Annotated in this window: 22 protein-coding genes; 10 read left to right on the top strand and 12 right to left on the bottom strand. The window is 66.1% G+C overall.

From position 1 onward, the window contains the following. Positions 1-446: 446 nt before the first annotated feature. The 3 genes from AAEP80_RS11170 to AAEP80_RS11160 are packed head-to-tail and all read right to left on the bottom strand — an operon-like array spanning position 447 to position 1964. Entirely contained in the window at positions 447-590 is a 144-nt protein-coding gene (locus AAEP80_RS11170; protein WP_420364457.1) for a hypothetical protein, read from the bottom strand. Between the two features lie 34 nt (positions 591-624). Further along, positions 625-1455: an SMODS domain-containing nucleotidyltransferase gene (locus AAEP80_RS11165; RefSeq protein ID WP_420364456.1), complete on the bottom strand. Its 831-nt coding sequence runs from the start codon at positions 1453-1455 to the stop codon at positions 625-627. Beyond that, positions 1452-1964 carry an SLATT domain-containing protein gene (locus AAEP80_RS11160; protein WP_420364455.1) on the bottom strand — a complete coding sequence of 171 codons (513 nt, stop codon included), beginning with the start codon at positions 1962-1964 and terminating at the stop codon, positions 1452-1454. Before AAEP80_RS11160 ends, AAEP80_RS11165 begins: the two co-directional genes overlap by 4 nt. Positions 1965-2138: 174 nt before the next feature. On the opposite strand from AAEP80_RS11160, the gene AAEP80_RS11155 reads away from it, so the two are divergent. The 3 genes from AAEP80_RS11155 to AAEP80_RS11145 are packed head-to-tail and all read left to right on the top strand — an operon-like array spanning position 2139 to position 3927. Then, positions 2139-2828, top strand: coding sequence for a hypothetical protein (locus tag AAEP80_RS11155; RefSeq protein ID WP_420364454.1), 690 nt, complete (start codon positions 2139-2141; stop codon positions 2826-2828). Then, positions 2828-3382: a GNAT family N-acetyltransferase gene (locus AAEP80_RS11150; protein ID WP_420364453.1), complete on the top strand. Its 555-nt coding sequence runs from the start codon at positions 2828-2830 to the stop codon at positions 3380-3382. Before AAEP80_RS11155 ends, AAEP80_RS11150 begins: the two co-directional genes overlap by 1 nt. Before the next feature lie 59 nt (positions 3383-3441). Beyond that, on the top strand, positions 3442-3927 hold the full coding sequence (locus tag AAEP80_RS11145; protein WP_420364452.1) for a GNAT family N-acetyltransferase: 486 nt from the start codon (positions 3442-3444) through the stop codon (positions 3925-3927). Between the two features lie 59 nt (positions 3928-3986). Here AAEP80_RS11145 and AAEP80_RS11140 read toward each other — a convergent pair whose 3' ends face one another. Continuing rightward, positions 3987-4808, bottom strand: a complete 822-nt coding sequence (locus AAEP80_RS11140; RefSeq protein ID WP_420364451.1) for an SDR family NAD(P)-dependent oxidoreductase — start codon at positions 4806-4808, stop codon at positions 3987-3989. A 145-nt stretch (positions 4809-4953) separates the two neighbouring features. Here AAEP80_RS11140 and AAEP80_RS11135 point away from each other — a divergent pair, with 145 nt between their 5' ends. Further along, positions 4954-5835 (top strand): helix-turn-helix transcriptional regulator, encoded by an 882-nt coding sequence (locus AAEP80_RS11135; RefSeq protein WP_420364450.1) that lies wholly within the window; start codon positions 4954-4956, stop codon positions 5833-5835. Positions 5836-6099: 264 nt separating this feature from the next. On the opposite strand, the gene AAEP80_RS11130 is transcribed toward AAEP80_RS11135, so the two are convergent. From AAEP80_RS11130 to AAEP80_RS11120, 3 genes are all read right to left on the bottom strand, one after another. Continuing rightward, on the bottom strand, positions 6100-6369 hold the full coding sequence (locus AAEP80_RS11130; RefSeq protein WP_420364449.1) for a hypothetical protein: 270 nt from the start codon (positions 6367-6369) through the stop codon (positions 6100-6102). Further along, on the bottom strand, positions 6369-8774 hold the full coding sequence (locus tag AAEP80_RS11125; protein WP_420364448.1) for a hypothetical protein: 2406 nt from the start codon (positions 8772-8774) through the stop codon (positions 6369-6371). Before AAEP80_RS11125 ends, AAEP80_RS11130 begins: the two co-directional genes overlap by 1 nt. Positions 8775-9074: 300 nt before the next feature. Further along, positions 9075-9956 (bottom strand): alpha/beta fold hydrolase, encoded by an 882-nt coding sequence (locus AAEP80_RS11120; protein ID WP_420364447.1) that lies wholly within the window; start codon positions 9954-9956, stop codon positions 9075-9077. A 91-nt stretch (positions 9957-10047) separates the two neighbouring features. Here AAEP80_RS11120 and AAEP80_RS11115 point away from each other — a divergent pair, with 91 nt between their 5' ends. Continuing rightward, complete coding sequence (locus AAEP80_RS11115; RefSeq protein ID WP_420364446.1) at positions 10048-10497, top strand: MarR family winged helix-turn-helix transcriptional regulator; 450 nt, start codon at positions 10048-10050, stop codon at positions 10495-10497. Positions 10498-10581: 84 nt separating this feature from the next. On the opposite strand, the gene AAEP80_RS11110 is transcribed toward AAEP80_RS11115, so the two are convergent. Next, entirely contained in the window at positions 10582-11067 is a 486-nt protein-coding gene (locus tag AAEP80_RS11110; RefSeq protein ID WP_420364445.1) for a GNAT family N-acetyltransferase, read from the bottom strand. A gap of 444 nt (positions 11068-11511) precedes the next feature. Here AAEP80_RS11110 and AAEP80_RS11105 point away from each other — a divergent pair, with 444 nt between their 5' ends. The 3 genes from AAEP80_RS11105 (at position 11512) to AAEP80_RS11095 (ending at position 13134) form a co-directional block, all read left to right on the top strand. Then, positions 11512-11715: a hypothetical protein gene (locus tag AAEP80_RS11105; RefSeq protein ID WP_071278458.1), complete on the top strand. Its 204-nt coding sequence runs from the start codon at positions 11512-11514 to the stop codon at positions 11713-11715. Positions 11716-11794: 79 nt separating this feature from the next. Next, positions 11795-12166 (top strand): PadR family transcriptional regulator, encoded by a 372-nt coding sequence (locus tag AAEP80_RS11100; RefSeq protein WP_420364444.1) that lies wholly within the window; start codon positions 11795-11797, stop codon positions 12164-12166. Further along, positions 12163-13134 carry a hypothetical protein gene (locus tag AAEP80_RS11095; protein WP_420364443.1) on the top strand — a complete coding sequence of 324 codons (972 nt, stop codon included), beginning with the start codon at positions 12163-12165 and terminating at the stop codon, positions 13132-13134. The genes AAEP80_RS11100 and AAEP80_RS11095 overlap by 4 nt, the downstream gene beginning before the upstream one ends. Before the next feature lie 406 nt (positions 13135-13540). On the opposite strand, the gene AAEP80_RS11090 is transcribed toward AAEP80_RS11095, so the two are convergent. From AAEP80_RS11090 to modA, 4 genes are all read right to left on the bottom strand, one after another. After that, the gene (locus tag AAEP80_RS11090) at positions 13541-13834 is read right to left on the bottom strand and encodes a hypothetical protein (protein ID WP_420364442.1); all 294 of its coding nucleotides are present in this window, start codon (positions 13832-13834) and stop codon (positions 13541-13543) included. Between the two features lie 48 nt (positions 13835-13882). After that, the gene (locus tag AAEP80_RS11085) at positions 13883-14548 is read right to left on the bottom strand and encodes an alpha/beta hydrolase (protein WP_420364441.1); all 666 of its coding nucleotides are present in this window, start codon (positions 14546-14548) and stop codon (positions 13883-13885) included. A 40-nt stretch (positions 14549-14588) separates the two neighbouring features. Then, positions 14589-14900 carry a pyrophosphatase gene (locus AAEP80_RS11080; RefSeq protein ID WP_420364440.1) on the bottom strand — a complete coding sequence of 104 codons (312 nt, stop codon included), beginning with the start codon at positions 14898-14900 and terminating at the stop codon, positions 14589-14591. Positions 14901-14996: 96 nt separating this feature from the next. Beyond that, positions 14997-15800: a molybdate ABC transporter substrate-binding protein gene (modA, locus tag AAEP80_RS11075; protein WP_420364439.1), complete on the bottom strand. Its 804-nt coding sequence runs from the start codon at positions 15798-15800 to the stop codon at positions 14997-14999. Between the two features lie 179 nt (positions 15801-15979). Here modA and AAEP80_RS11070 point away from each other — a divergent pair, with 179 nt between their 5' ends. Beyond that, the gene (locus AAEP80_RS11070) at positions 15980-16753 is read left to right on the top strand and encodes a class I SAM-dependent methyltransferase (protein WP_420364438.1); all 774 of its coding nucleotides are present in this window, start codon (positions 15980-15982) and stop codon (positions 16751-16753) included. Next, positions 16750-17922 carry an MFS transporter gene (locus AAEP80_RS11065; protein WP_420364437.1) on the top strand — a complete coding sequence of 391 codons (1173 nt, stop codon included), beginning with the start codon at positions 16750-16752 and terminating at the stop codon, positions 17920-17922. Before AAEP80_RS11070 ends, AAEP80_RS11065 begins: the two co-directional genes overlap by 4 nt. The last annotated feature ends 7 nt before the right edge of the window (positions 17923-17929 follow it).

The raw sequence follows: 17929 nt of genomic DNA, 5'->3' as shown, positions 1-17929 counted from the left end.
CCGCGCCTCGCCACGACTGTCGTCGACGTCTGAGACGCCGCAGACCTGCACTTGCGTGCCATGACCCACCCCGCGGCGGCAGGCAAACGGTTCCTCGCCTCGACAGGAGAGCCCATGTCGTTCCAGGACGTGGCCGCCGAACTGCGCGACGCGGTGGGTCTGCACCCCACCCGACTGCCCGTGCTCCCGGACGACGTCGTCCGCGAAGCGGCCAAGACCGACCCCGGGATGGCAGGCATGGTCGGCGAGCTCGGCGAGGTCCGACGCGTGTCGAGCGCAAAGGCACAAACGGTCCTCGACTGGTCGCCACGGTCGAACACGGAAGCGCTCCGGGACACCGCGAAGGCATTGCAGGAACTCGGAGCGCTCGGCGAAGCGGAGGACCGCACCGAGCTTTCGCCATGGGGTCCGCATGCCGATCCTTCAGCGAACGGATCGAACGACGTTCATGCTCCGCCGCGGGTGCCGGCGGCAGCGTCGAGGTCGGCGCGCACTGCTGCTGACTCAGCATCGACGGGCAGGTTGTCGAGTTCGCCGCTGGCGGTGATGCCGCTGTCTGGGGTCAGTGGGGGCGAAGGCGTCTCACCCACACCTCGATCGTCGAACCCCTGCCGGCGGAGGCGATCACGGCGAAATGAGCTGCTGGAGATGCAACTGCGCGCTGAGATAGTCCGACGCGAGGTACGCGCTTCTGGCTTGATCGGCTCGTGAGGCAGCCCACTCTGAATGCAGCCGCGCGAGCGGGAGGAGCGAGTCGCCTGCCGCGGTGATCCGGCGGCCATCGAAGCGGCTTGGGTCGTTCAACCCGGCGAGCTCGATCGCGTTGAGCCAGGAGAAGAAGCCCGTCAGGTCTAGCATCATCGCGAACGGTTGGTGCTCGCGCAGGTACTTCGCCGCACGCAACTCCAGGTACAGCGACGTGATCGGCGCCCCCGACCGGTACTTCCACAACTTTACGAGCCGCACGAAGTCCTTTGTCCGCGGGATCAAATCACGGGTGCCGTTGACGTACTCGTTGTGCTTCAACGGACTCGACTTCACCCACCCGGTGCCCTTCGGATCAGGGATCCAATAGTCATGATCGCCAGTGATGTGCGCCGGCATGACTTCCGTGGGCGGTCCGCTAGGCCACTCGATGCGCACCCCGGGACGGTCGATCGTGACGGACCGTGCGGACCACCGAAGCTTGTCCGCCAGGACGTTCTTCAACTGCAGCATGTCATCGTAGCTCTGGCTCGGACGGACATGCCGCATCGATGCGAAGTAGTCGACGTCGCTCCACACACGGAGGGCGGTCCCATGGGACCAGGACCCAGTCTCGAAGATCCGGAACGCATCCATGCCGGATACAACGGCATCCTGGATGGCGGTTCGGTGGGCACTCGCGACCGCGCGATCCTCCGCTGAGGGCGTCATCGCAGCGACAGCATCATCCAGGTAGCTCTGCACGGTCATCGGGCGTCCGCCCGATGAGTCTGACCGCCGTCGCGCTCGATGTTCCGTTTCGCCCGGAGATAGGCCCACCGCGGCGTCGGGTCCGCCCGTTCACGCGCAGCGTCGAGCTGTGACGCAATCTCGTCGAGACGGTCCCTGAGAACCGAGTCGTCAGCCGACGTCAGCGCGTCGACGCGCCGGAGTCGGCGTGCTCGGTCCTGAATCGCAAGAAACTGCACCGCAACTGATTGCGCGCGCTCCGCACGCTTCGCAGGCCGCAGGGTTCCATGAACGCCGGTTGCTGCTGCTGCCAACAACGCCAGCCCACCGGCAAGGTATTGCAACCCGTTCGTTGCGAACGTCAGCACACCGCCCACGGCGCTTCCCACAGCAATGACGCTTCCCAACGCCCAGCTCCAACCGGTCCACAGCTTCGCCGCTTCAAGGTTCCCCTGTTGCCCGAATGTCGCGTTCTCCTCAAGGCGATCGGCCTCAGCGCGGATCTCGTCTCGCACTCTCTCATCAGCCATCAGCTGCAATCTATGCGTTCTACGCGCCTCCCTTCAACCAGTCTCAATAGCCGATGGGTCACCGGACGACCCCACATTCTCGGACGCTGCACAGACGCATCGGGGTCTGTCCCGGGTGACTCAGCGGAAGCGTGCCCTGGATCTCAAGCACCGTTGAGGGTGTGAGGTGAACTCATGCAGATCAAAGAAGCCCTGCTTCCCACACGCTCCACCTCCACTGTTGCCGCGTTCTTCGACCGCCTCGGCTGCGTCATCACCCGGGACGGTTCGAGCGTGACCGTGAGGATCGGCCTGAGCCGGATGCGCTTCGTTGAGAGGGACTTCGACGGCTCGCACCACCTTGCGTTCACCATCCCGACCGGAACATTCGACAAGGCCCACCAGTGGCTCGAACAGCGCACGACGCTTCTGTCCGTCGGTGATCGAACGGAGTTCGAAGGACCAGGATCGTGGAACTCACGCTCGATCTACTTCGATGGCCCTGATGGTCAGGTGCTGGAACTGATCGAACGAAGAGCCCTACCAATCAGACACGTCGAGTCCTTCGCCGCCGATGACCTTGAATGCGTGAGCGAGATCGGTGTTGCAGTCCCGGACGTCCTCGCCGCGGTGACAACGCTCCGAGCAGCGGGTATCCGGCCCTACGGAAACAAGCCCACCAGCGACTTCGCTGCCGTCGGAGACGTCGACGGCCTTCTGATCCTGGTCACGCCCGGTCGCGCATGGTTCCCAACCGACTCGCGCCGCGTCGCAGACACTCCGGTGACTGTGATCACCTCCGTTGAGCGGGGATTGATGCTCGGAGCCGGAAAATCCCTTCGGCCCGCGACTGCAAGTCCCGCCGAGAGGGCGCCAAACGGCTGATGGTCTGCAAGGCTGCGAGCATGCCTTGGCCGTGCGCCGCCCGTCTGAAGTCAGACCGCCTTCTCCTCGAACCCTTGTCGATCGAGCACGCCGACGTGATGGTGAACGTGCTCGCGCCGAGAGAGCTGTACCGCTTCACCGGCGGCGAGCCGCCGAGCGCCGAAGAACTCCGAGCGCGCTACGCCCGCCAAGCCCGAGGCCAGTCCGACGATGGCACCGCAGGATGGCTGAACTGGATCACCCATCCTCGTAACGGCGGCCCACCGATCGGATTCGTGCAGTCGACTCTGCACCAGGCGGCCGAGGGCATGACCGCGGAGCTCGCCTGGCTCGTCACACCGAGCGCTCAAGGACACGGCTTCGCAACCGAAGCCGCACAACAAGTAGCGACGTGGCTGCACTCGATCCACATGCAGGAACTCAACGCACTCATCCACCCGGAACACGAAGCCTCGGCCCACGTCGCTCGACGAATTGGGATGCACTCGACAACAATCAGCCCTGACGGCGAGGTCCTGTCGCGGAAACGGCTCGCCGCGACGGACACGCGCTGAACGTGGTCTCGATAGCGGATCGGCCGCCGGTCGCCGTTCGGGGTGGATAGCGTCATGTCGTGATTACGATCGAGACCGTCGCTCCGACCACCGCCATAGCGGCTGACATCGTTCGGAACTACATGGCCGACGTCGCGGCACGGTGGTACCAGCGCCCGGCAACAGACGACGAGCTGAGCCAGGCACTCCAAGACGAGCCCTACGGCGATCTACAGGGGTCCACCGGCGCGCTGCTCGTCGCCGTCGAAAGCGGGCAACCCGTCGGCTGCGCCGGCGTCCGCTTCCTCGACAGTGTGGCTGAACTCACCAAGGTCTTCACGGTGCCGGCACATCGAGGCCGCGGAATCGGCTCGCAACTGCTGCACGCGGCCGAGCAGGTCTGCCAACAGCGATCAATGAGTACGGTCCGGCTCGACACCCGCGCGGGCCTCGCGGAGGCGTGCGCGATGTACGAGCGGAACGGCTACGAGCGCGTCGCGCCCTTCAATGACGAGCCGTACTCCGACCGTTGGTACAGCAAGACCCTTACTGCGGGCGTCCGATAGCCGATGGTGCAACGAGACCGCGCAACTACGTGAGGCGGATGCGCGGTCTCGTGTCCGGACTACTGCGCGGAAGCGGCGAGGGTCTGTTGCTGCTGCCAGGACGCGATGCGCTCGTTGTAGGTGTCGACGACGAGAGGCATGGCGTGCTCGCCGAGGATGAGTCGCAGGGGCGGCTGGTCCATGTCGGTCAGCGCGAGGATCGCGTGGCCGGTGTGGGTGGGGTCGGCGGCGGGCATGTTGCTGAAGAACTCGCCGGTGCGTGCTCGGGCGCCGTCGTAGGCCGACAAGGCCTCGGTCTGGTCGCCGGAGTCGCCCATGAAGTCCGTCGCGTACGCGCCGGGCTCGATGAGGGTGACCTTCGTGCCGAAGTCCTGGGTCTCCTGGGCGAAGGACTCCCCGAGCCCTTCGACGGCGTACTTTGATGCGCCGTAGAGCGCCGCGGTCGGAAAGCTCATCAGCCCGCCGAAACTCGACGTGATGAGGACCCGGCCGTGCTGCTGCGCGCGGAGGACGGGAGCAATGGCCTGCAGGAGCCAGAGCGCACCGAAGACGTTGACCTCGATCTGCCGGCGGGCCTGGTCCTCGGTGGTCTCCTCGACGGCGCCGAAGAGGCCGTAGCCGGCGTTGGCGACGATGATGTCGAGCTGATCGAACCGGTCCATGCCCTGCTGTACCGCGGCGAAGACTGCGTCGCGGTCGGTGACGTCGAGCTGGACGGCGTGCGTCTGCTCCGGGAAGCGCTCGACGAGTTCGGCGACAGCGTCCGTGTTGCGGGCGGTGAGGACGACGTTGTCGCCACGGTTCAGGGCGGCCTCAGCCCACACACGGCCGAAGCCGCGGGAGGAGCCGGTGATGAACCAAGTCCGGGTGGTGGTGCTCATGATGATCTGGGGTCCTTCCGGCGTGGCACGGCGCCACGCATCACCGACCAGCGAACCGGGGTGGCCACCGCTGAGGGAGTCCCGGTGAGAGGGTGCCTCAGAGTGCCTCCCTTCTTCCGGGAAGCGGTCGTACAGTCGGACGATCATGAGCGACCGAGAACAGATTCGCGACTTCCTCGTCAGCCGGCGCGCACGGACGACGCCGGAGTCCGTGGGCCTACCGGCTGGCGCTGCGAACCGGCGGGTGCAGGGGCTCCGACGCGAAGAAGCCGCGGTCCTCGCCGGAGTGAGTGTGGACTACTACGCGCGCCTCGAGCGCGGCGACGCGACCGGGGTGTCCGACGCGGTGATCGACGGTCTCGGCCGTGCGCTCGTTCTCGACGACGCCGAGCGTGCGCACCTGGAAGACTTGATCCGCAGCGCCGGCCGAGCGATCCGGCCGCAGCGCCGGCCGCCGTCTCGCGCAGCGACGCCGAGCGTGCAGCGGGTGCTGGACAGCATCACCACGAGTCCCGCGTTCATCAGCAACTCCCGCCTGGACCTCATCGCGGTCAACCCACTGTGCACGGCCCTCTACGCGGATCTTGCCGAACCGACCGGGGCAGCGATGAACCTGGCCTGCTACACCTTCCTCGACCCCCGCGCGGCGACGTTCTACCGCGACTGGGACGAGATCGCCGAGATGACCGTCGCGCTCCTCCGCTCGTCAGCCGGGCAGGACCCCTACGATAAGGACCTCTCCGACCTCATCGGCGAACTCGCCACCCGCAGCGATACCTTCCGCACCATGTGGGCTGCGCACCACGTCCGCCGGCACACCTCCGGGCGGAAGCGCCTGCACCACCCCATTGTCGGGGACCTGGAACTCTCGTTCGACTCCATGGCCCTCGCCGCAGACTCGTCCCTCGATATGACGGTCTACACGGCCGAGCCCGACTCCCCGAGCGCGGACGCGCTCACGCTCCTCACAAACTGGACGACAGCGACGCCCGCCGCCAACATGAGCGGCACCAGCGGCGTCCGATAGCCGATCCTTCATCGGGACGGCCGTGGACTTCGGGGCGGGCATTGGCTCGCGGGGGTCGGTCGCTGTGGTGCGCTTGTTGGTATGAGTGGGGATCTTCTGCTGTGGCTGGTCTGCGCGGTACTCGTTGTCGTGATCATCGTGGTGCTGTTGGTGTGGAGGACCGATCGCACCGTTCACGGGAGACACTCCGGCTGGCGGCGGTCGCGCCAAGCGCGCCGCGCAAAGAGTGTGGGCGGTTCCGGGTGTCCGGAACCGCCCACAGGGCTAGCTCAGCTGGAAGCCGACCGCTGGCCCCGATATGCCATCGATGAGTGCGACGGCTAGGTACGCGGCGCTGAGCACAGCTCCGATGGCGAGCACGATTCGATCAGTACGCGCACCGAACCACGCTGGGACGAAGAGAAGACCGAGGAACACAAGCCCGAGCCCGGGGAGCACGAAGTTGCTCGCGAGCTGCGCGAGGAGCACTGCCCCGAGGAGCAGCGCATGCTTCCCTGTGGCGTGATTGCCGTTGCCGCTGAGCCCCACTTCCATCAGAACCCGACGCCTTCACCGGCGGACTGGGTGCCGCTCTTCGTGAGTGTTGCGTGCATGCTCCCACCATATGTCGGACCGATCTTGCCGATGCCGTACCGGATGGTGATCTGCTCGTAGAGGATGTCCTTACCCTTGGGCGAGTAGTTGGCGCACTTGTCGACGGAGATGTTCGGACCGAAGCTGTAGCTCTCCTTGGTCGTGTCCTTCGTGTTGCACCGGATGTAGCCCTGATAGCCGCGGTACTTGGTCTTCGACCACGCTGACGCGCCGTCGTAGTACTGCAGGGTCTTCATGGTGCTCTTCCAGATCATCGACCGGCTGTTGATGTGCACGGCCGCGGTCTTCGAGCGAACCTTGCCGGCGGCGCGAACTACCGCACCACCGGTCGACGCCGTTGCAGCGCTGTCGGTGCTGTCGAAGGTTGCTTCCGGGGTCATGACCCCCATGCCGTCGTACGTTGCGGCGTCCTGGTCGTCGCTGGGCATCGTGGCGCAGACGTTGAAGTCATCCGGCTGCGTCGCAGTTCCTGACCGAGCGTTCTGCTGTAGCAGTGCCTCGGCGCAGTAGTTGTCGATCGGAGTGTCCGAGGCGGTGAACTTCCACGGCCCGAACGTCTTATCTGCCGCGATGCCAGCAGAGGTGCCGGTCACCCGAGCAGTCCAGTAGTACGCCTGCCCTGCGGTCAGTGAGGCAGCGGGACGGAAAACGTCAGCAGTCGCCGCGCTGGTCTCGATGGGGTCTGAGACGCCGTCCGGGTTGGCCGTCAGCGTGTACTGCGTGGTGACGTCGTCGGCGAATGAATCGTTCGTCGCCTTGAGGTATAGACCAGTGTCAGTGGAGGCGTATGCGGTGTCGACGGGGTAGCCGGAGACGCCGTTGGTGATCCAATCACCGCCGAGCGCGAAGAGCACGCTGGTGCTTGTGACGGCGTTGCCGGCCTGGTCCACGATGGTCGCGTCCACGCGGTGTTCGCCGCCTCGAGCGGCGACGGTTGCCTTCGCGGTCGTCGTCTTGGTGGCTGACAGGTCGACAATGCCCGCGTCGGCCCCGTCAACGGTGAGGCCGAGCTGCTGGCCCGTTCCCGTTGCGATCGGAGCAGTGACGGCGCAGGTGAAGTCCGCGGACGGGATCTTGTAGGTGGTGGAGCCGGCCGTGTAGGGGCAGGTCACCTTCGGAGCGATCGGGTTGGCATACCAGCCTTGCACGTCGAACACGTAGTTTGTGGCGGATCCGACGTTGTGTAGGTCGAGCTTGCCGTTTGCTCCGAGCGGCACCGTGATGGTGTTGGTACGGATGGTGTCGTAGTCGTAGTTGATCGCGCTCGTGTTGGGTTCGTCAGCGTCGTCTGCCCAGACGCGGGCGTAGCCGCCGTTCTGTCCACCATGCGCGACGGTGAGGGACAGCACGACCGCTGACACCCCGGAACCGATGACCGGGACGCCAGCTTGCCCGGCGACCTGGATGGCGCGGGTTTCGTTCGCTCCCACGATCTTGTTACCGGTTGCCCGGGAGTCATAGACGCGGCCGGTACCCGGGGTGAAGACGGCGCCGCTCTTGCCCGCGGCGGTGAAGTAGCCCTGCACGTCGACGACCAGGTTGATGGTGCTGGTGCCGTTGTAGATGTTGATCTTGCCGTCAGCAGAGAGCTGCACCTGGGCCTGCATGCCGGTCGTCGTGCTCCCGGCGTAGTTGAACGAGTTCGTCGGTCGAGTCCCGTCGGCCGCGTAGGGGGTGAGGTAACCCACCTTGTCCGTCGTGTTGATCGCAATGAGGTTCACGATCGCCCCGGAAGCGTCAGCAGGCACGCCGGCCGTGCCGGACACCTGGACGGTCACAGTCTTGCCGCCGGCAACGGTGGCCTTAGTCGCGCCCAGTCCGGAACGGGTGTCGACGATGCGCTTCCCGTTCAGCGGGACGAAGCCGCCGGGCGCGGTGCCGTCAGTGTTCGCCGTGTAATAGCCCTGCACGTCGAGGATCAAACGCACGGAGTTCTGCGTCTTGACCTGAATCGAGCCGTCAGCTGCAACTGCGAGGACAGAAGAGAACGACGTGTTGTCGTTGTCAATGCCGCCGTAAATACCCATCGACGTCGTCGAGGCGTTCGCATCCGGACGACCGTAGAGGATCGCCTGCGAGGGGATATCTGCCACGGTGGCGACGAGCGACACGGAACCGACGGTTCCGTCGTCGGGGAGACCGGCCATGCCGGCGACCTTCACGGTCCGCCAGGTGTCCGCTGGCATCGGCGTGTTGTATCCACCGATGTTGTTCTTGGTGTCCAGGACACGGCCCGTAGCCGGGACGAAGACACCGCCTGTTCCCGTATCGCTGAGCGCGTGCGCGGGCGTCGCGACGAGCAGCGAACCGAGAAGAGCGAGAGCGCCCAGGGCAGCCGCAGCCATGCTGCGTCCCCTCGGGCGTGAAGCGTGCAGCACTGTGCGCACGAGACCCCCTAGATCTGGAGACAGCCCCGTGCTGTCAACCTCGAAAGCGTAATCTCCAGGGCTTTCATAGCCACTCCCCCAGAGCGAGGCACAACCGCGACTATCAATCTGTAAGCGGATAGCGGCAGCGACCGTCGTCAGGGCCCGCTTGCGATGACCGCTAGCCGATCCGTCGGCGGGCAGGTCATGAGCGATCGCTCGACCTGGCGTGAAGCGATCAAGGTCCGCCGCACCCGAGAGCGCGACGGACCTTGATTGTCAGTCCTGCTTGACGAGGAACGTGCTGATGGCTGCGGCGAGACGGTCGGGTGCTTCCAGGGCGACGTAGTGCCCTACGCCCTCGATGAGGACGCTTTCGACCGGACCCTCGACGATCTGTGTCACGGTTCCTTCGGTGAAGGGACCACCGAAGCCACCGATTGCCAAGGCGGGCACGGCGAGCTTCTGCTGCGCACGCTCCTGGAAGTCGGCGCCCTCGGAGAGCATCGACTGGTAGAGCCCGATGGCGCCCTTCCAGCCGTCGCGCCGACCGTAGGTTCGGGCGAACTCGTCGACGTCGGACGCGGTGACGGAGGTCGGGTCAGCCGACATGGACGGGAACGCCCACGTGCCGAGGAGTTCCTTCTCGCGGCCGGTGAAGAGCATGTCGGCGATGCCCGGGGCAGCGAGGGCGCCGATGTGCCACGAGCCGCCGTGGGTGATGTCACCGAAGCCCTCGAGGCCGAAGCCGGCGAGACCCATCTCGGTGGCGATCAGGCTGCGGATGTCCGCGGGGTGATCCGAAGCGAGGCGGTAGACGGTGCCGCCGGAGATGTCCTGCGCAGCGAGGTGTACCGGCCCGACTCCGAGCTGGGCGATGAGGGCGTGCAGGTCCTCCGCGGCATCGGCACTGGTGAAGCCGTCGGCGGCGGTGGCGGAGTCCCCAAAGCCTCGGAGGTCGACGGCGAACACACGGTGCTCGGCAGCAAGGAGCGGGATCAGGCGGTGGAACGCCCACCAGGTCTCGGGGAACCCGTGGACCAGGAGGACCGGTGATCCGCTCGTGCCGGCGGAGACGTAGTGCAGCGTCGTTCCGTTGACGTCGGCGGTGTGGTGCTGAACCTCTGGGATCGTGGCTCCCGGTGCGGCGATGGTGTTCATGGCGCTCTCCTTCAATATGACAACCAGGTTGCCTAGTAAAGTAGTAGGCAACTAGGTTGTCAACCCTGCCGGATTCGAGTAAATTCGATGCATGGACGTCACCAGCGGCACCCAGTTCGCACGCCTCCTCCTGGGAGCATTCGAGGTGATGGTCGCGGAGGTCCGCGTCAGCCTCGAAGAAGCCGGCCACCCAGGCCTGACGGTCGCGAACGAGTTGGCCATGCAGGCGATCGACCACGGCGCGTCCAGCGCAGCGTCCCTGGCCCGCGAGACTGGGGTGAGCCGTCAGGCCGCGGCGAAGACGATCTCCATGCTCGAGTCACTGGGGTATGTCATACGAGACTCTGACCCTGCGGACGCCCGGAAGAAGCACCTGCGCGTCACGGCAGAGGGTCGCGCTGCCGTCGACGTCGGGGCAGCCGCTTTCAACCGGATCTACGAACGCTGGCAGCGGGAGAACGGACCGGACTCACGCGTGGCGATCGCGGCTATCGAGGAGCTGATGAGGCTCGGCCAATCGATTGAAAACCGTACCCGATAGCCGATACGTCAGTGCGACGCCTGTGGACAGCGCCGATCGTAGGCACATCGTGCCGGTCGTGTCGAGGTCTCGATAGCCGATCGTCTATCGAGACGCGAAAGTGCGACGGTAGTAGACCAGCGCGTCGTCTCGACTGACTTCCGTGAGCCCGTTCTTCACCAGGACTCGCTGAGAGGCGAGGTTGCTGACGGCTGTGTCGGCGACCGCGACTCGGGCACCCCAGGAAGAGGCGTGTTCGAGGGCAACTCCAACTGCTTCAGTCGCAAGACCTGCTCCGCGGGCTGACGGTACGAGGCCGTAGCCGAATTCCACCTGGCCCGACTCGTCCGGCGAGCCGAAGAACCCGAGGCCGCCGACAGCTTGCCCGTCGTCCGTCCTTCGGATGAGGTACATCGTGAACGGAGTGTCTGTCGGTTCAGCAACAGACAGGGACGTCAACGGGTCTACTTCATCGGCGAAGGGGTACTCGCTGTGCCAGTTGTCGCCAGGCTGCTCCTCGCGGGCGACGATGCGCCGGGCGAGGTCCGGGGAAATCGGCTCGAGCGCAAGGCGAGAGCTTCGAAGTATCACCGGCCGATCATCGCACCGCGCTCGTGTGCCGTCGAACGATCGGCTAACGGGACGCGCGCTTAGGAACTCACGCAGCAAGCGGTCTCGGCTAAAGAAACTGCAGTAGCTTCTAGCCATGTCCGACGAGCAGTCAGCGGAAGGGGAGCATACGCCGACAGACGTCGGAGCTCCGCCCCTCGTTCGCCCGCGCTTCTGGTTGCGACTCATGCGCACTTGGTCAAACCTTTGGCCGATCGCGTACCTCGCTGCCATCTGCTGGTTGCCGATTGCGCTGCACCGCCATAGTCCGCTCGATTCCGCGACCATCGGAGTCTGGGCAGCCATCGGCACGGTCGGTCTCGTGACTCGACTTTGGCAGCGCCGGCGACATCAGTAGCCGCTCAGCACGAGGCAGTACCGATAGTCGATCGCCCTACGGACGCCGGCGCGAGTTAGGTTGGCGCAATGGACGTCTTGAGCGCAAAGGTTCTCGGCTCGATCGCGCTCGCCTTCGGCCTGGTGTTCGTCGCGACGTCGATCATTCGTCTCACTCGACCCGACCTCGACGTGCTCTTGGTGATCTTGAACACCGTGCTCGGCCTCTTCTGGCTCGGCGCTGGCGCCTGGTTGTGGCGCTTCGCGCTTCGGAAGGCGAAGCGGGGCCGGTAAGGGATCGGCTAACGGGACGGCGCAAGGTCCGTGTGATCTACGCTTCCGCATGCTCTGATTGTATGAGTATCATGGCTGCATGAGTAGCAGTGATATGCGAGAGCCGACACTGCTGGTGCTGACGGCACTGGCGGGGGGCCGAGCGCACGGGTACGCCCTTATCGCGGAAGCGGCGTCCATCTCCGACGGCCGGGTCCGGTTGAAGGTCGGCACGTTGTACGCAGTCCTCGACCGTCTTCTCGATCAGGGGTTGGTGCAGGAAGCCGGAGAGGAAGTCGTCGATGGTCGCCTGCGGAAGTACTTCGAGATGACACCCGCGGGTGGAGACGCTCTCGAGAGCGAGGTGCGCCGGCTCGAAGCCAACGCGAGCGCGGCGCGCCGGCGCCTGCAGGGCTTCCAGACCGGGCACGTCACCGGTTCAGCGTTCATCGCACGTGGGGGGATCGCATGACCAGTACGAACCTGGAAGAGCAGTACCGGGCAGCGGTGCGCTGGTACCCGCCGAAGTGGCGACGCCGATTCGGCGAGGCGATGGTCGGGGTCCTCCTCGACGTCGCGGACGGTGAAGGCCGAACCGCCCCGGCCACCGGCGAGCTCGCCGACCTTCGTGGACGAGGGCTGGCGGAGTGGATCAACGTCGTATGCCCGCAGGACGTGCGGGCACTCGTGGCGTCCATCTCGGTCGGAGCTGCCGCCGCGTTCACGCTGACGTACTTCTTCTTCGTCTCATGGCCGCAAGGCTTCGACAGGGGCACCATCCCCGACAACGTTCCACTCTTTGGGCCGTTCCTGAACGCCGCGCCACTGTTCATCGCGCCTGTGCTGCTCATGTTCGTCGCGGCCGTCGCCGGATCGCGGGTACTCACCCATGCGATCGGGGTTGTGGCGTTGCTCGGAGTGGTCAGCGCGGCCCTGCTTCGCTCGGCAACTGGGAACTGGAACGGACCTGGCTCAACCACCGTCGTGTTCGTCGCGTTGCTGGTCATCTTCGCCTCCATCGGCGATCCACGCCGCAGACTCCCAAGCCTTGCCGCGTTCGGCTTGGTCGGGATCGCGTCGGCGCTCTTCGATTTCCTGCGACTCCCCACCGCGCGTCCGTGGGAGACACAATTCGTCGGAGATGCCGGCTGGTGGAGCATTGCGCTCGCTCCCTGGGTGCTGGCATCAGCTGGAGGAATCGTCCTCGTCAGCGTCCTCGTCCTACTTGCTCAGCGACGGACGGTCCTGGCTGCGGCGATCGCCGTCGCCTGGCTCCCGTGGGCGGCCGCAGCGACTGTGACACTGAAAGTGTTTGCCGGCGAGGAAGCCGACTCGTTCGTGATGGCGATCGGCTCGGTCGCACTCTGCCTCTTCGTGTTGCAGCAAGTGCGCACGAGAACGATCCGGCGAGGCACAGGGGACGCGTCCACACGAGCCTGAAGCCACCGATCTCAGTAGACCGTCCGATGATCGATCGGCTACTAGGACGATGCATCAGTCCGATCTGCAGGCGGTACATCCGAGCGGCTGAGCACCCGGAAACGATGCCAGCAAACGAACGTTCCTCCGAAGAGCAGGATCGCGACAAGGATCAGAAAGCCAAGTGCTGACCCTCCCTGCGGAGCGTCACTTGCTGCTCGCACAACTCCGATGACGACGAGGGTGACGGCGACGAGCGGGCAGAGGACGACCCCGACCGCTGCTTGAAGCCGAAGAAACTGCCGGGTCGTTCGTTCTCCGCGTCCCATGACACGGAGAGCAGTCCTCAAGCTCTGCGGTCCCAGGGTGCACTAGAACCGGCGTCTCGATGACCGGTCGACGATCGGGACGCGTCTATCGGCGGGGTCTACAACCCCTTGCGCTTGTTGGTCTCCCAGTAGCCGAGCACCACGTCGTCTCCCTCCGGTAGCTCTCGTTCGACGAGCAGCAGCAGACGACGTCCTTGGCGTTCATGGGAGCGCGCAGCCGCTTCAGTAGGCCAGCCGCTTTCGATGCCGTAGTTTTCGGTGAAGTCGCGGGCCCACTCGAGGATCTCGTGTTCAAGCTGTGGTGAAAAGGACGGTGTACCGGCGTCGCAAGGGCCATCGTCGTCCCATAGCGGCCAGTCGACGCTGTACTCGTTCATCAGCCGGTAGCGCATATCGGCAGGATCGCACAGGAGCCAAGACGCTGTCCGATAGCCGGTCGGCTACCGGACGCCGGCGTGCCTCAGCACTGAGGCCGCGACATGCTGGGGCTGCGAGATGTAGGGCGAGTGGCCGGCATTGAGCACTTCGTGACTGCTGCACCGCTGCGCGAAATGCATCTGCAGCGCTGGGCTCAGTGCGCGGTCGTCGGAGCAGACGATGTAGTGACTGACCAATCCCTCCCACGGTGCTGCTTCGACGACGCCCCTGCCATGCCCGGACGCCTGTGGCACAAGCAGATCAACAGCCCGCTGCGCACTCTGCGGATCGCAGTCCGCATAGAACAGGTCGGCCGCCGCTTCAGCGGGGATGAACGTGCCACCTGCCGGGTGCGGCCGCACTGAAGCATTCACCGGCGCATCAGGGCCGCCGAGTCGCGCGCAGCTCTCCCCGACCCTCGGCGCGAACGCTGCCATGAAGACGACTGAGGCGGCCCCCTCCACTCCAGCGACGACAGCACCGCCGTAGCTGTGGCCCACCAGGACGGGCCGCTCCCGACAAGTGTTGACAGTTCGTTGCACCGCTTCGGTATCGGCCGCCAGCGATCCACGGTGGAGCCGAGGCACGTAGACCGTCACGCCACCCGCTTCGAGCGCTTCCCGGAGTGGTTGCATGTGCAGCGGCTGGTGGTAGAGACCGTGCACGAGGATCACTTCTGGTGACGTCACGTACTGAGCCAATCCGTCCTCGTCGTCGGTGGCAAGCGGGCTACTGGGTGGGCTTCCAGACGAGCCACTTCCGAGCCACTTCATCAGCCACGTTCACGTCGAAGCGGCGCGCGATGAGGAGGACTTGGGCGAGCACGTCGGCCAGCTCGGATCGGAAGTCGCTCTCGAGTTCTTCACTGGTGCGTCCCTTGTCGCGCGCCTGACCGGCTCGAGCGAGGTACGCCTGTGTCAGCTCCCCCACTTCTTCGTTGAGCTTCAACACGAACCAGTCATCGGTGCGATCGATGCGGTGACGCTCTGCGTAGAACGCCGAGACCTGCTCGACCTCATCTCTCAGCTCATCAATCTGCACCACCGCAGTGTCCCACCCCCGGTCGTTCCAGCGTCGCTCGGGCACATCACCTCGTGTCCGATAGCCGATGGGTCACCGGACTGCCGCCCTCGATTTTCAGGAAGCTTGGAAGCCGGCCGCCTGAAGCACCTCCTGCCCGGCAGCAGAGCGGATGTAGTCGCTGAACGCTGCAGCGACTATGGGGTTCTTGCTCTCCTTGAGCACCGCTATCGGGTACGAGTTGACGGCAGACGAGGCGTCCTTGAACGTCACCCCGTCGACCTTGCCGGCCGCGCCCTTGACGTCGGTGACGTAGACCAGGCCCGCGTCCGCTTGCCCGGAGCTGACCTTCCCGAGCACGTCGGTGACGGACTGCTCCTCGCTGACAGGCCTCACCGTCACGCCGGTGGCCTGCTCTACCTTCTCCGTAGCCGCACCGCAGGGGACGGGGCTCGCGCAGGTGACGACCTGCACGCCGGCGTTAGTGAGGTCCTTGAAGTTGGTGATCTTCTTCGGGTTGCCCGGCGCGACCGCGATCTCGAGCGTGTTCTTGGCGAAGTCCTCCGGTGAGCCCTGGAGGTCGCTGGTGGCGAGCTTGTCCATGTTCTTCGTGTCCGCGGACGCGAACACATCGGCCGGTGCGCCATTCTGGATCTGCGTCACGAGGTCGCTGGAGCCGGCGAAGGAGAACTCGATCGTCGCGCCCGGGTGCGCGGCCTCGTACCGCTTCCCCAGCTCGGTGAACGTCTTCTGCAACGACGCGGCCGCGAACACCGTGATCGAGCCCGTCGCAGACGTCGACGAAGCAGAAGGCGACGACGAGGCGCCTGTCGTGCGGCCAGTGGAGCACGAGGTCAGCAACAGCGACGCCGCGGCAACCGCAGTCAGGAGGACGGGCAAGCGGGTGGCGCGGTGCGTCATGGCGGGTTCCGTTCGACAGGGCACGCCGCAGATGCGGCAATGTTTCGCCATTCAACACGAATCTGCGGTCCCGATTAGTTGGCGTGAGTTGGCGCGATTTGTACGGCCGTCGTCCTGATCACCGCTGGCGACGGGCGTGAGGTCGGCGGTTGGGTGGAGGTATGACAGATGAGCGTTCAGTGACGAACAAGACCGATGGCAGTGCCGGCGATGCGAACTACGGCGTAATCGGGGCCGGGTACGCGCAGTATCGACGTCCGGAGCCGGCGTTCATCGCGGCGATCCGGGCTGCGCTCGGCGACGCGCGAACGCTGGTGAACGTGGGCGCTGGTGCCGGCTCCTACGAACCGGCCGACCTGGACGTCACCGCCGTCGAACCCAGCGCGACCATGCGCGCGCAGCGTCCCGCCGGACTCTCGCCGGCAGTCAACGCCACCGCCGAGGATCTCCCGTTCGGGGATGACACCTTCGACGCCGCCCTGGCGTCGTTCACCGTCCACCAGTGGCGAGACCTGCAGGCTGGGCTCCAGGAGGTCCGCCGGGTGACCCGCGGGCCGGTCGTGATTCTCACCTGCGACCCGGCGGCGCTCACCCGGTCGTGGATCAACGACTACGCACCCGAGGTCATCGCCACAGAAGCCAGCCGATACCCGTCGATCGACGCTCTGCGCCTGGGACTCGGCGGAACCCTCAGCGTGGAGTCGGTGCCGATCCCGTTCGGATGCGTCGACGGGTTCAGCGAGGCGTACTACGGCCGCCCCGAAGCGCTCCTCGACCCCGGCGCCCGGCGCGCGAACTCCGCGTGGAGCTTCGTCGGTTCAGACATCGGAGAACGCTTCGAGCACACGCTGCAGGCTGACCTCGACTCGGGAGCTTGGGACGCCCGGCACGGGCAGCTCCGCTCGCAACCGACGTTCGACGGGTCGCTGCGCCTGGTGGTGGGCCACCCGTGACGACGGAGACCGTGCAGCGGCGAGGGAAGGTGCTCTGGCCGGTCGCGGCGTGGTTCTGGGCGTTGCAGTTCGCGGTGCTGAATCCGCTCCTCGCTGTGCTCCTCGTGACGCTCTACGGCGCGACGCCGGCCGAGGTCGGTTGGGTCCTCGGGCTGTACAACGTCGGCGGGTTTGCCACGTCCCTGGTCATTCCGACACTCGCGGACCGGGCCCGGAACTACCTGCGCCCGCTGGTGTTCTGCGCCGTCGGCGGGGTCGCTCTCGTCGCGGTCCTCGCCGTCACGACGTCGCTCCCGGTGGTGGTGCTCGCGCTGGTCATCCTCGGCGGGCCGCCTGGGGTCGGGTCGACGCTGCTGTTCGCGCAGCTCCGCCACGAAGGCGCACTACCGGCGCAGGTCATCCGGACCCGCGCGATCGTGTCCTTCGCTTGGGTGATCGGCCCACCTCTGGCGACCCTCGTCACCGGCGCCGCCGGCAACCCGGCAGCGCTCGCACTCCTCGCCGGCATCGGACTGGTCAACGTCACCACCGTACTCCTACTCCTCCGCCGACGCGGCACCACCCCCGCTGACGACGCCGCGCCAAGGCCGCGGCTGCTCGCGCAGCTCCACGGCTGGAACCGGTGGGGTGTCGTCGGAGCGTTCACGCTGCTGCAGGCGACCAACATCGCCACCGTGACGATCGCGACCCTGTTCGTGTCCCAGGACCTCGGCGCTCCGATCGTCTGGGCCGGCATCGTCCTCGGCGCTGCCGCCTTGCTCGAGATCCCCGCACTGCTGCTCATCGGCCGACTCCACGAGCAACGCCCCGTCCGGCTCCTCCTCGCCGGCGGCTGGGCCTGCGGCGTCGCCTACTACGGCCTCGTCGCGCTGGCGCACGAACCGTGGCAGCTCTTGGCTCTGCAACCGCTGAACGCGTGGTTCTTCGCCACCGTCGCCGGCCTCGGCCTGACCGTCTTCCAGGACGTGTTCCCGAGTCCCGGTCTCGCCACGGGGCTGTTCACCAACACCCGTCGGGCCGGAGCCGTCCTCGCGGGCCTGCTCATCGCCGTGCTCGGCGCATCCCCCGACCCGTACCGGGCCGTCTACGTCGCCGCTGGGGTCATCGTGCTCCTCGTTTTCGCTGGTGCCGCCGCGGTCGCCAATCGTGGTCGCGCCGCTGCGCGCTAGGTTCAGG

Origin of the sequence: Curtobacterium sp. L3-7, assembly GCF_048756585.1 — a bacterium.
In the GTDB taxonomy this organism is placed as follows: domain Bacteria; phylum Actinomycetota; class Actinomycetes; order Actinomycetales; family Microbacteriaceae; genus Curtobacterium.
The sequence above is the reverse complement of the archived record's forward strand: the minus strand, read 5'-3'. Positions and strand labels throughout refer to the sequence as shown.